This window comes from Flavobacterium sp. H4147, assembly GCF_029360735.1.
GTDB classification, from domain to species: domain Bacteria; phylum Bacteroidota; class Bacteroidia; order Flavobacteriales; family Flavobacteriaceae; genus Flavobacterium; species Flavobacterium endoglycinae.
Genome location: NZ_JARKNB010000001.1, coordinates 437971 through 451506, shown reverse-complemented (window position 1 = coordinate 451506; position 13536 = coordinate 437971). Strand labels below are relative to the sequence as shown.

Genomic DNA, 13536 nt, shown 5'->3' with positions numbered 1-13536 from the left:
TCTCGAAATAGTTTTACAAATTTAATATTCCTCATCATAAAAAGATTCTTCTTCGTCTTTTTGTTTCGAAAAACTAGCTCTTAAATGTTCTGCATTCAAAAATTCGCTTACGATAAGATCGTACTTTTTCTCCAAAATTTCCTCGTCATCATTCACTTGTTTAGAGTTGATAATCGTATACGCAAGAGGATCTATTTTTCCATTTTTATTTATAAAACCAATTGTGTAAAGCGGACTTTTCAGCGAACCAGCTTCTGCATTTTTCTTTTTGATTTTACAGAAGAAAAGGGAGATTTGCTGACCATTTTTTTCAATGATTTTTTTGTTTAATAAATTAATTGAATCCTTGCTTACCAAGTTTTGAAAGTTGATTACGGCTGCTTTCGAAATTTCTTCGTCGGAAAAATTTACTAAATCTTTTTTATTGTTGTTCAGTAACAAGTTAATTGTTGCAAACTGAGTTTTAGGATCTTTTAAATAATCATTGATTTCTGAATCTGTTAGATTGTTGTGTGTAATTCCAAGTCTAACCAATTCAGTGTTTACGGCTAGATTGTCCAGCTTTTTTATTTTTTTAAGGAGATCTTTTACAGCACTATCATCCGCATAATTGTACACCAGCGTGGTATAATTAACCAAGTCAGAAAACGATTCTGAATAATTGTTTAGATATACAGATTTTACTTCTTCGCTGTCGGTTTCATCTTCAGCGGGTTTGTTTTTTTGGTTCCAGCTCAAAGCTCTTTTGTATTCGAGTTTTGTATTGGTAACGATTATTTTTTTGAAGGTTTTTAATTTTTTGATTGAAATTAATTTCTTCTCTAATAATAAATTACTGAAACTTATAACTGGATTTTGATATTCTTTGATGCTGTAATACTGAAAAATTTCAGGAAAGAGTTCTTTGCTATTTTCAGCATCGCTTTCAAAGGCAGAAAACAGCATTCGTATATCAAATTGATTGTCTGGAATTGGCAGATCATAATCCAATAACTCATTGATTTTTTTATAAGCCGCTTTTGATTTTTGTTTTGAAAGTGCTCTTAAAATACTAACCTGAACTTCAGTCTTGGTGTTTTCTTTTTTATAATAATTCTCTAAAAACGGAATAACTCTTTCATCTTTTAATTCGCCGATTTTTTCAATTAGAGCGGTTTTAACATAGGTTTCGCTTTCTTTAAAATTGAATGTATTGATGAAGTTAGTAACTTTTTCAAAATCATTTGGCGTAATATCAAGATTGTGTACCGCATGTAAAGCCGAAGATCGAATGGTATCGCTTTTACTTCCAGCGTCTTCCATAAAAAGTGTGATTTTGTCTTCGGACTCTGTTTTGTTGTCTTGGAGTAACACCAAGGAATTGAAGGTCTTTTCTATAAATGGATTTTCGTTTTTGTAGTTTTTATCTACAAGCGCACTTAAAGTGCAGTATGCGTTATTTTTATACAATACTCTATATTTTACGGCTTGCGTACTGCTTTGTTTAGATACTAAAGCATCAATAACATAACATTCGTTTGTCTTGTCGTATTTCGTAGTGTAAGATAAAAAATCGTAATTATTTTTTTTATCGGCCAACAGATTGTTCCAGTTTGATTTTGAGAATCCTATTTTCGAATATACCGCACTATTTAATAAAGAAGTAGGTGTAAAATAGTAGTTGTCGTCAAAATCGTTGTTTACATAATCTTGAGCGGATTGTTTTAGAAAATCCTTTTTGAGATTTTTCTGGATAGAATCGATTGAAAGAGTGTGTTCGTATTTAGGATATTTATAATAAACCAAACCAATTTTATCTCCAGTTTCAGAATTGAACGATTGAAATTTATAAGTTTCTGTAAAAGTGTTTTTCGAATCAGTATCGGTCTTTTTTAAATTCCAAAACAGACTTTCATTTTCTTTTTCGGGAATTTCTACTTTATAGTTTGCAGTCGAATCGGTATAAACTCTTGTTTTTGCTTTATAAGTAAATGGAGCGATGGTAAATGAATTAAAGAAACGATTTGTATTTGTTTCAGATGCATTTACAGTGCCCAGTAAGTAGTATTTACTTCCAGAAATAACACTTTTAAGTTTCATGTTTCGATTTCCAATTTTTGAAGAAGAAACAAGTGTATTTTCGGCTTTATTGTATCGAACGTTTGTCGAATCTTGATCTTGTTGTAAATAGAATTGAAAATGAATTTGTTTCTGTTCGTATTCAGAATCTTCTAAAACATCCGTATTGCTTAATGTTTTTTCTTTCAGAAAATAATATCCTTTTTCCTGATTATCATACGCTTGAATTTCAATGTCATTTCCTTTTTCTGGAATGTTTCCAAAAACAAGATTAAAGGAAGGAATTTCGGTTTCAAAACCGCCTTTTAAAGGTTTTATTTTCTCCCATTCGTTTTTAAAAGATTTTACTTTGATGTTTTCAAAAACGTCATTTTCATACTGGCGAACATAATTTGCAGGACCTGTCATTAAAATCGAAATAATTTCAAGTGGTGTAACGATAAATTTTGAGTGCTGTGCGTTTCCTGTTTTTGTAACGTTTTTTATATCGTATCCAGAATAACTGGCTTGTTCAAAGTATTTCTTTTCGAGAATATCTCCTGCAATTTTTTCAAAAAACAAACTGTCTAACGATTTGGCATTATAAGCCGTCTCATTATTCTTTAAAAAATAATTTAAAGGCATTCTTTTGATGGTGATTGCTGCTCCGTTTGTAAAATCAGGCGATCCTAGATTTTGTTTTTCCTCAATAACAGCTTTGTAAAGCGGTAATTGTATCATTTTGTCTCTAGTAGATGCAGCACTGAAGGTAGGATTTGGAAAATAAGCCTCTATGGTTTTCTTTTTATTTTTTCCAGCTTCGGTAAAAACATCGATAATTGGATTTACCGTGTATCCTTTTTTTCTTAAAAGTTCAATTATTCCTTCGCTTCCAGCAAGATGCGCCGCTCCAACTGCCGAAAATAAACTTCCGGTTTTGGCAATAGAGTCAATACTTCTTGTCATTACTTTATTACGGTTGATAATAAGGGCATCGTGGGCTTTTTTGGAAAATATCAGTTTATAGATTGAATCCAGCATAACGATGTCTTTCTCGCGGTAATATTCTTTTAAGACTTCATCTAAATTTCTGTTTTTCAATATTTTCATCAAAGGAATTTTATTTTCATCCTTTGGCATGGCATCTTTGTCCATGATATTTAAAATAGAAATCATAGATTGTTTGGCATCTTCAAGACCTGCAATTTTTTTCTTGTATTTTTTTCCCGTTTGAAAAATAAACATATCAAGAACAGTGTTTTCTTGAAAATCAGCCTGATTTCCTTCTACACCCGAAAGCATATTTCTGAAGTATTTTTCATTGTCATTTTCGAAAATACTTTTAATGTTTTCTTTGCTCACAGGGAATAAATAAAACTCCGAATACAGTTTATTGTATCGATTATAATTGGTTTCGTTATTTTTTATAATATCATTCAAGTCGCTCCAAGTTTCTGGATTGCTTTCATTTGCCACAATATCAGATGCCAGCAGATTGTTGAAAAAAGAATCCGACAAATGAAAAGAAACCCTCTCATTTACGTGCATAGTGCCATATAAATAGGATTTTTTTGCCAGACCGTTTCCCGATATTTCCCAGAATAAACTTTTATTTTGTGAATATACAAATGAGGTAATGAAGATGGTTATTAAAAGGAACTTTTTCAAGGATGTAAGTTTAATGTTTTTGATAAACAAATATAGAATTTTTAGGTATTTTTGAGTGTAGAACTGATTCAGTTATTTAAAAAAATTAGTACAAATAGAAAGACAATGTTATTTTGGCCATGAATAAAGAAAAATTAGCAGCAGTTGGAGATAGTAATGCTGAAAATCCACTGTTAAAAGAATGGTCTGGGCCTTACGGAGGTGTTCCGGATTTTACAAAATATAAAATTTCTGATTTTAAACCCGCAATTGAATTTGCGATTCAGGAAAAACTGACTGAATTGGATACAATTGCCAATAATCCTGAAGAACCAACATTTGAAAATACAATTACGGCTTTGGAGCTTTCAGGAGAAAAACTGGATCGAATTCATGCGGTTTATGGGATTTATCGTTCTAATTTAAGCACTCCTGAATTCAATGCTGTCGATACAGAAATGTCTCCCAAACTGGCGGAAATAAGCGATAAATTATATCAGAATGAAAAACTTTTTTCTAGAATTGAAACGTTATATAAATCAGATGAAAGTAAAAAACTGACGAAGGAACAACAGCGTCTTCTTTGGGTATATTATTCTGATTTTGTGAGGGAAGGAGCAGAGCTAAATGCAGATGATAAAAAGAAAGTTGCAAGAATTAATCAAGAACTTGCAGGACTTTTTACGCTTTTCAGCCAAAAATTATTAGCAGAAGAAAACGGCCAATTTTTAGAATTAAAAACAGAAGCCGATTTTGATGGTTTGCCCGATGAATTTAAAAATGCTGCAATTGCCGAAGCTAAAGAAAGAAACTTAGATGTTTTAGGTTGTATTGGAAATACAAGATCTTCAATTGAACCCTTTTTGACGTTTTCTGATCAAAGAAATTTAAGAGAAAAAGCATTTGATATTTTTGTAAAAAGAGGTGATAATAAGAACGAAAATGATACAAATGAAACATTGGTGTCTATTTTGAAATTAAGGGCAGAAAAGGCAAAAATTTTAGGCTTTACTAATTTTGCTGAGTGGAGTTTGTCTAATAAAATGGCAAAAGATCCACAGAAAACATTGGATTTGATGCATTCAGTATGGAAACCTGCTGTTGATAAAGTCAAAAATGATGTTTTGGCTATGCAGGAAATGGTAGATGCAGCGGGAGGAAATTTTAAAATTCAGCCCTGGGATTATCGTTATTATGCCGAAAAAGTGCGAAAAGCGAAATACGATTTAGACCAAAACGAAATCAAACAATATCTGCAATTAGAAAATTTAAGAGAAGGAATGTTCTGGACAGCAGGCGAGTTGTTCGATTTAGGATTTAAACAATTATTTGATGTTCCGGTCTATCATCCAGATGTTCGTGTTTGGGAAGTAAATAATAAATTGACTGGAGAACCAATTGGGTTGTGGTATTTTGATCCATATGCGCGTGTTGGAAAGCGTTCTGGAGCTTGGATGAATTCGCATCGCGATCAGCAGAAAATTAAAGGAAAAGTGCTTCCAATTGTATCGAACAACTGCAATTTTATAAAAGGAAACAGCGATGAACCGGTTTTAATTTCATGGGAGGATGCCACAACTTTATTTCATGAATTTGGTCACGCACTTCACGGATTATGTTCAAATGTAACGTATCCTAGTCTTTCAGGAACTTCAGTGGCTAGAGATTATGTAGAGTTTCCTTCGCAATTATTAGAACATTGGCTAGCTACGCCAGAGGTTTTAAATAAGTTTGCACTTCATTATAAAACAAATGAACCATTGTCTCAGTCTTTGGTAGAGAGAATAGCTCTGGCGGCCAATTTTAATGAAGGTTTTGCAACTGTAGAAACGATTTCAAGTTCATTTGTTGATATGAAACTGCATTTAACAACAGAAACTATCGATCCGCATGAATTTGAAAAGAAAGTTTTAAGTGAAATTAATATGCCTTCAGAAATTGTAATGCGCCACAGAATTACTCAGTTTGCACATATATTTTCAAGTGACGGATATGCAGCTGGATATTACAGTTATTTATGGGCAGATGTCATTAATGCAGATGCTTATGAAGCTTTTCTGGAAGCTAGCGGACCATTTGATAAAAATATCTCTGAACGTCTTTATAAAACAGTTTTAAGTGTTGGTAACACGATTGATAACGAAGAAATGTATGAGAATTTTAGAGGACACGCTCCCAATTCTGACGCGTTGATGCGAGCAAGAAATTTTCCAGTGGAAAGTTAATAGAAATAAAAAAAGCCCGAATAACTGAATATTCGGGCTTTTTAATATTGAAAAAATAATATATTAACCTAAAGTAACTCTTTTGAAACCTGTGATTTCAACATTGAATCCTTTTACGTAATCACCAACTTTTTTACTGTCATCTTTGATGAAGTTTTGATCAAGTAAAGCTTTTTCTTGATCTAAAGTAGTGTTATCAGAGATAAAACGTTGAACTTTTCCTGGAAGGATTTTGTCCCAGATTTGCTCTGGTTTTCCTTCAGCTTTTAATTCAGCTTTAGCATCTTCTTCAGCTTGTTTGATAACTTCAGGAGTTAATTGAGAGAAAGAGATGTATTTAGGAACATTTTTTAAAGTTTTTCCTAAACGTTTTGCTTCTTCATTGTCTTTTTCGATTACAGCAATACGAGCAGCAAGTTCAGATTCAACGAAAGCAGGATCAAAATCTTTGTAAGATAATGTATCAGCTCCCATAGAAGCAACTTGCATAGAGATATCTTTTGTTAAAGCTTCAGCATTAGCAACTGGAGCAGAAATTGCAGTTAAAGCAGCAATTTTATTAACGTGAACATAAGATCCAACGTAAGCGCCTTCTAAAATTTCGAAACCACCGATTTCGATTTTCTCACCGATAACTCCAGTTTGCTCGATTAATTTTTCAGCAACTGTAATTCCGTTGAAATCAGAAGCTAATAATTCTTCTTTAGAAGAGAAGTTGATAGCTCTTTCAACTAAATCTTTAGCTAAAGTTACGAAAGCTTCATTTTTACCTACGAAGTCAGTTTCGCAGTTTAAAGTGATGATAGCTCCTTTAGTGTGGTCAGCATTGATAAAAGAAACAGCAGCTCCTTCAGAAGACTCACGGTCAGAACGGTTAGCAGCAACTTTTTGTCCTTTTTCTCTAAGGATTTGGATCGCTTTATCGAAATCTCCTTCAGCTTCAACTAAAGCTTTTTTACAGTCCATCATTCCGGCACCTGTAGATTGTCTTAATTTATTTACGTCTGCAGCAGTAATTGTTGCCATAATATTTTAAGTTTTAATGTGTTTAAAAGTAAAAAATTCCATCTTTTAAATCCCAAACTCCAATTTTAATAAATTATCAACATAACGTTTTTAATTTTGTTTTGGACTTTGGAATTTAAAATTTGGAATTTAAGATTTGATTTATTCTTCAGTTTCAGTTGCAGGAGCAGCTTCAGCTTCAACAGCGGGAGCTTCTTCAGCAGCTTCAACTTCTTTTTCAGCACCTCTGTCAGAAAGACCTTCGATTACTGCAGTAGTCACTAAAGATAAAATTTTGTCAATTGATTTAGAAGCGTCATCATTTGCAGGAATTACGTAATCAACCTCTCTTGGGTCAGAATTCGTATCAACCATTGCGAAAACTGGAATGTTTAATTTTTGAGCTTCTTTTATTGCGATGTGTTCAGCTTTGATATCTACTACGAACAATGCTGCAGGTAGTCTAGACATATCAGCAATTGAACCTAAGTTTTTCTCTAATTTAGCACGTAGACGATCCACTTGTAAACGCTCTTTTTTAGATAAAGTGTTGAAAGTACCATCTTTCTTCATTTTATCAATAGAAGACATTTTTTTAACTGCCTTTCTGATAGTTACGAAGTTAGTCAACATTCCACCTGGCCATCTTTCAGTGATGTAAGGCATGTTTGCAGCTTTTGCTTTATCAGCAACGATGTCTTTTGCTTGTTTTTTGGTAGCTACGAATAAAATTTTTCTACCTGATGCAGCGATTTTTTTCAAAGCTTCGTTAGCTTCTTCAATTTTAGCTGCAGTTTTATATAGATTGATAATGTGAATACCATTACGCTCCATATAAATGTAAGGAGCCATGTTTGGATCCCATTTTCTAGTCATGTGTCCGAAGTGAACACCTGCTTCTAGTAATTCTTTTACTTCTATTTTGTTTGCCATTTTTGTACTAGTTTACGTTCTGTTGATTAGCAATGTATGAATGGCGATTTCTCTGGCTTCATGCATTTAGATGCTAAACTATATCCTACCTCGATAGGAGAGCAACAATAACTGTGTTTTTTAATTTCAATAAATAATTGATAATGTCTTGTCCCATTTGAACAAGACAGGTAATATTAACGTTTAGAGAACTGGAATCTCTTACGAGCTTTCTTCTGACCGAATTTCTTACGTTCAACCATTCTAGGGTCTCTTGTTAATAAACCTTCTGGTTTAAGGATTCCTCTGTTTTCAGCGTTAACTTCACACATTACGCGTGCTAATGCCATTCTTACAGCTTCTGCCTGACCAGTTGTACCACCTCCGTAAACGTTTACTTTTACGTCAAAGTTGTTTACGTTTTCTGTCATAGACAATGGTTGTAAAACTTTGTATTGTAAAGTTGCAGTTGGAAAGTAAGTTGCGAATTCTTTTTTGTTTACAGTGATGTTTCCAGTTCCTTCAGAAACGTAAACACGTGCAACAGCGGTTTTTCTTCTACCGATTTTGTGAATAACTCCCATTACTTAAGATCATTTAGGTTAACAGTTCTAGGTTTTTGAGCTCCGTGTTTGTGCTCAGCTCCTACAACAACATTTAGATTTCTAAAAAGTTCAGCACCTAATTTGTTTTTAGGTAACATACCTTTTACAGCTTTTTCTACTAATGCAGCTGGATTTTTAGCTTGCAATACTTTAGCAGTTAAAGTTCTTTGTCCTCCTGGGTAACCTGTATGACGCATGTAAATTTTGTCATTCAATTTTGTACCTGTAAGGTTAATTTTTTCTGAGTTGATAACAATTACGTTATCTCCACAGTCAACGTGCGGTGTGTAACTTGGCTTGTACTTACCTCTTAAGATCATAGCAACCTTTGAAGCAAGACGTCCTAAGTTATGACCTTCAGCGTCAACAACAATCCACTCTTTAGTTATAGTGGCTTTATTTGCTGAAACTGTTTTGTAGCTTAATGCGTCCATAATATTATTTTAATTAAACATTCCATCCCCAATAAAGGGGATGCAAAAGTACAATTAATTATTTTAAAACCAAATACCTGAAAAGAATATTTTAAATACTGAAAATCAGGCTCTCAGTTTTTTATTTAAAAGCATAAAAAAAGCACCTTTGCATTTTGGTGCAAAGGTGCGCTGCTTTTTTGAATTATTTCGTGTAATTATACTATAAATATATTAGCGATATCTACCACTTGCTGTGTGGTAAGCGGCTCATCGTAAGCTTCTGACCCTGCGGCAGCTCCAAATGCGGCTGCAGTATTGAAACCTGCCTGTATTGTAATTCCTTCTCCGTCGTAGACTGCCTGTGTTGCCGAAGGCATTCCGGCACCTCTTTCGGCATTAGAGATCCATCCTTTTAAGCCGCGCAGACGTCGTACTTCAGAAGCATGACGGGCTTCAACAGAGTGGATTTGTAAAGCCGCTGTAAGTAAATCAGGTGTAGACATTAGGTTTGCTGCCTGACCTTTATAAGCTCTAACGCCTGTATCTTCAAAAGCTTGGGCCAATGCTAAAAAGGTAGGATAGTCATTAAAAGGATCAAATGCACCGCCAACAGTAAAGTCGAAAGTTGGTTTTGGAACAAAGTTTGCACTCATGGTTCCGCCTAAACCGGCTATTAAAAATGAAACGTGATCGGCTTCGTGTGCTGCAATTTGCTGAAAAACTTTTAAATCACGTCCTCCGTTTTCAGATGCTGGAATAACACCTGAATCTAATGCCATTGCGTAAAATTCATTTTCCAAATATTCTAAGGTCAATGCAAATTGAAGTGCTCCAATTGGAGTTGCGGGAGTTGCGGTGATATCTTTTGCTAATGCTTTATTGGCCAAAGCCGAAAGACCAAAAGGGATTGATGCTAGTACTAAATTTTTTCCAATGTTTCCAAATTGTGTAAAACTGTCTCGTCGGGAACCAGTACTTTTCATTAAACTGTCATCCGTAAAAGTCTCTATAAATTTTAAAATGTTCATAATTTCTAAGTTTTAGCAGTTAATATTAAGGAAGATAATTGGCAGTAAATTTTGTTGTAATAAATCCAGCAGCAACTGGTAGGATTTTAGAAGGATCTTTTGCAACATCTAATCCTGTTGAAGCGCTTACGATATCATCTCCTGCAAAATCTTTAGAATTAGGATTGATTAAGCTTCTTATGGCAGAAGCGTGACGCGCTTCTACAGAAACAATTTTTCCGGCAAGTACTAAATAATCTGGCGTTTTAATTAATCTTCCAGCTCCATTATAAGCAGCCACTCCTGTGTCTTCGAGGGCTTTTGCAGTTGCTAAAACTTCTGTTCGGCTATTGAAATTCAAAGAACCGTAAGTAAAGGCTAAAGAAGGAAGCAGTTGTGAACTTGGATCTGGAAGTGCTCCGCTTAATGCCGCCTTAAAGAAATCTCTATGGATTACTTCATGATGGTATAAGTCGGTTAAAACCTGACGTTCAGTATCATTAAATGTGGCATTAAAATTTGAGGCATTTACAACTTTCGTATAAAAGTCTGCTTCTAATTGCTCTAAAGCATAAGCGTAAGTAAGTACGCCAAAATCACCAGAGCCAAGGTCGAAAATACCATTTTTTATTCCGGGTAAGGAGTTGTCCTTCATATCATCATCATTATCATTATCGCTGCAGCCAGCCAGAACCAAACCTGCAGTAACTAATGTTAGTCCACTGAGCTTCAAAAAGCTCCTTCTGCTATCCAGTGAAGGGTTAACTTCATGAATCTTAACTTCGTTTTTCATAATCAAGTTTTTTAGGTTAAATAACATGTATTCAGGTATTAACGAGATTTTAATAAGGACGGTTTTAAAAAATCATAAGTATTTTATTATTTTTTCGAATGACGTAGATATTTTTAAATACTAGTAGGTTGTTTTTGTTTTATTTTAGGTAATTCTACTATATTTGTATTAATTACATAAAATTCAATTGGATGAAAGCTAAAGCAACTCTAAAACAAATTGCGAAGGAACTTGGTGTTTCGGTTTCGACTGTATCTAAAGCATTGAATGACAGTCCGGAAATTAGTGAGCAAACGAAGGTGAAGATTAAGGAGTATGCCAAACTCAAAAATTATAAGCCGAATGTTATTGGTCTGAATTTAAAAAATCGTAAAACCAAAACGATAGGTGTAATTATACCTAATATCTTAAACTCATTTTTTGCTAAAGTTTTTAGCGGAATCGAGAAAGTGGCCGATAAAAAAGGTTATAATGTAATTACTTGTATCTCGAATGAATCTCTGGAAAAAGAAGTTCATACACTGGAAATGCTGAGTAACGGAACCATTGATGGTTTTATTCTTTCTGTTTCTCAGGAAGCACAAAAACTTCAGGATTACAATCATTTTTCGGAAATTATAAATGATGGAACTCCAATTGTAATGTTCGATCGTATTGCTGACGAAGTAGACTGTGATAAGGTAGTGGTTGATGATTTCGATTCAGCTTTAAATTCAACACAGCATTTAATAAATTTAGGATGTAAAAATATTGCGCTGATTTCTTCTGTAGATAATCTAAGCGTTGGAAAATTAAGAGCCGATGGATATTTGAAGGCTTTAAAAGACAATAATATTCCGGTTAACGAAAAAATTATTCTTCGTACGGATTCTGAGGACGATATGAAAGCTAAAATTGACAGTCTTTTTGATCATAAAATCGATGGAATTTTTGCTTTAGATGAAAATGATTCAGTTGCGGCTTTAAGAGTGAGTTTGAAAAAAGGATTCAGAGTTCCTGAGGATATTTCGATTATTGGATTTGCAGATGGTATTTTAGCTTCAAGACGTTTGTCGCCAAGTTTAACAACGGTAAGCCAGCATGGAGTTGAAATTGGAGAAGTCGCAGCAAAAAGATTAATCGAAAGATTAGAAGAGCCAGAAGGAACGATTTCTGAATACGAAACCATCGTAATCAAAACAAAATTAAAAGAAAGAGAATCTACTAGAAAAGTATAAATACTAAAAAACCATCAGCTGAAACTGATGGTTTTTTTTTATTATAAGCTTTCTTGAATGTATTTGATTAGGTAAACAAATATAATTACGGAAATAAGAGTAATTCTAAAAGTCCTTTGTTGTTTCGCTTTTAAGGTATATCCATCCTTTTTTAATTCCCAAGTAAATAATAATTCAAGTATGGTTCTTTTAGGTGTAAATAGGAAATCTGTAATTTGATAGCTTTTGTTTGCTTTTTGTAATCTTTCTTCTTCCTCTTTAAGTTCCGACAATTTTATAGCTTTATCTATTTCTGAAGTATCCACATTTCTATTGGATAATTCATATTTAGCAAGATAAACTGCGTCGCGATTCCATTTTTTAGGAGAGCCTACAATATCTAATAACTCTTGAGTTGTTCTTGTTTTTATGGGAGGTTTAAAATTATCAGTCATCTTTTTTATTTAAGGTTATATAAGAATTTTGGATTTTTGTATTTCGTCAATTTCTCAAAAGGAACTAAAAAAGGTTCTTCGCAAGCTCGATTGTATCTCAGGAAATAAGGTGTAAATGTGATTCCTTTTTCAGTAAAACTCCAAGATACAAAATTCCAAAATTCGACATTTGTGTAATCGCAGTCGTCATCGGTAGCTGGCTTTTTAAAATGTTCTATTGAAGTGATAAGTTCTAATAGTTTTGGGGCAAAAAAATCATTTCTGTATTTTGAGAATGCAGTAAAATTATCCTTTTTGTCTCCGGTTACACTTTTGTCAAATGCCAGAATATCATCAATTTCATATTCTTTCCCGTTATTTAAATCAACAAGAAAACCGCTACTGCCGAAATCAGGATGTGCACCTCCGCAATCCCATGAATCCATAGTTTCAAAGCCAAGTAAATTATTATTTAAGAAATTGATGGTTGCCGTCGTTTCTATTCCTTTGCCTTCACTATATTGAAAACGCGAAGAACAGTTTAATTGGATTAACGTTTTTTGAATGTGAATTTCGTCTAAAACAGGATTCACTACATTTTTATTTTTCTCTGAAAAATTACCTCCCAATCTAAAAAACTCCGAATCGCAATGTTTTTCAGCATACCAAACAAACTCTTTATTATTGTAAGTAGTTGTTTTTGTTTTCTTGAATTCTAAAAATTTAAATTTTACAAAATTGAGTTTGTCTTCTTGAGATTGAAGTTTAAGATTAGATTTGTAATTAGCAAAGTTTATAGGTGTTAAATGAACAGGCAATTGTTTTTCTTTAGCATCATACCAAAAACCGTCAAAGTTGTTGTTAGCCGATTTTTTTAGATAAAATTTTTCTGTGACAACATCATTTGGTTTAAAATACAAAGTAAAGTTGTTGCTGTCTAATTTTCCTTCTAATTGAATGTCTTTTAATGAGTTTTGGTAAAAATAAACAGTGTTTACATTTGTTCGGTCATCATACTTGAATATTTGAATTTTCATAAAAATTTTACTTTTCCCTAAAGTTCCTTCCAAGTAGTACGTTTGATCTTGGCAAAATGCAAATGTTGAATACAGCAGAAATAGAATAATTAAAAACTTATTTTTTGTTGTTTTCATTGTTGATTTTAAGTTTTGGATTTGAATTTAAAGATAAATAAAAATCCTACGGTTTTATTTTCGAAATTGATTAGTATGAAATAAAAAAAATCCATTCAATTTGAA

11 protein-coding genes are annotated in these 13536 nt (G+C 33.2%); 2 read left to right on the top strand and 9 right to left on the bottom strand.

Annotated features, from left to right (window positions below):
- Window positions 1–21 precede the first annotated feature (21 nt).
- Entirely contained in the window at window positions 22–3705 is a 3684-nt protein-coding gene (locus P2W75_RS01965) for a TraB/GumN family protein (protein WP_276378692.1), read from the bottom strand.
- Between the two features lie 119 nt (window positions 3706–3824).
- Here P2W75_RS01965 and P2W75_RS01960 point away from each other — a divergent pair, with 119 nt between their 5' ends.
- Window positions 3825–5909, top strand: coding sequence for a M3 family metallopeptidase (locus tag P2W75_RS01960; protein WP_276378691.1), 2085 nt, complete (start codon window positions 3825–3827; stop codon window positions 5907–5909).
- Window positions 5910–5972: 63 nt separating this feature from the next.
- Here the strand turns inward: P2W75_RS01960 and tsf are convergent, their stop codons facing one another.
- From tsf to P2W75_RS01930, 6 genes are all read right to left on the bottom strand, one after another.
- Window positions 5973–6935 carry a translation elongation factor Ts gene (gene tsf, locus P2W75_RS01955; protein WP_207297807.1) on the bottom strand — a complete coding sequence of 321 codons (963 nt, stop codon included), beginning with the start codon at window positions 6933–6935 and terminating at the stop codon, window positions 5973–5975.
- Between the two features lie 141 nt (window positions 6936–7076).
- On the bottom strand, window positions 7077–7847 hold the full coding sequence (rpsB, locus tag P2W75_RS01950; protein WP_008466790.1) for a 30S ribosomal protein S2: 771 nt from the start codon (window positions 7845–7847) through the stop codon (window positions 7077–7079).
- 176 nt (window positions 7848–8023) lie between these two features.
- Window positions 8024–8410, bottom strand: coding sequence for a 30S ribosomal protein S9 (gene rpsI, locus P2W75_RS01945; RefSeq protein ID WP_012023687.1), 387 nt, complete (start codon window positions 8408–8410; stop codon window positions 8024–8026).
- The gene (rplM, locus tag P2W75_RS01940) at window positions 8410–8865 is read right to left on the bottom strand and encodes a 50S ribosomal protein L13 (RefSeq protein ID WP_207297806.1); all 456 of its coding nucleotides are present in this window, start codon (window positions 8863–8865) and stop codon (window positions 8410–8412) included. The genes rpsI and rplM overlap by 1 nt, the downstream gene beginning before the upstream one ends.
- 197 nt (window positions 8866–9062) lie before the next feature.
- Window positions 9063–9875: a ferritin-like domain-containing protein gene (locus P2W75_RS01935; protein ID WP_276378690.1), complete on the bottom strand. Its 813-nt coding sequence runs from the start codon at window positions 9873–9875 to the stop codon at window positions 9063–9065.
- Window positions 9876–9900: 25 nt separating this feature from the next.
- Window positions 9901–10647, bottom strand: a complete 747-nt coding sequence (locus P2W75_RS01930; protein ID WP_207297804.1) for a ferritin-like domain-containing protein — start codon at window positions 10645–10647, stop codon at window positions 9901–9903.
- Window positions 10648–10838: 191 nt separating this feature from the next.
- Between P2W75_RS01930 and P2W75_RS01925 the strand changes: the two genes are divergently transcribed.
- The gene (locus P2W75_RS01925) at window positions 10839–11864 is read left to right on the top strand and encodes a LacI family DNA-binding transcriptional regulator (protein ID WP_276378689.1); all 1026 of its coding nucleotides are present in this window, start codon (window positions 10839–10841) and stop codon (window positions 11862–11864) included.
- A 41-nt stretch (window positions 11865–11905) separates the two neighbouring features.
- Here the strand turns inward: P2W75_RS01925 and P2W75_RS01920 are convergent, their stop codons facing one another.
- A complete protein-coding gene (locus tag P2W75_RS01920; protein ID WP_223707165.1) occupies window positions 11906–12298 on the bottom strand; it encodes a hypothetical protein in 393 nt (130 codons plus the stop codon).
- Between the two features lie 5 nt (window positions 12299–12303).
- Window positions 12304–13431: a hypothetical protein gene (locus P2W75_RS01915; protein ID WP_276378688.1), complete on the bottom strand. Its 1128-nt coding sequence runs from the start codon at window positions 13429–13431 to the stop codon at window positions 12304–12306.
- Between the last annotated feature and the right edge of the window lie 105 nt (window positions 13432–13536).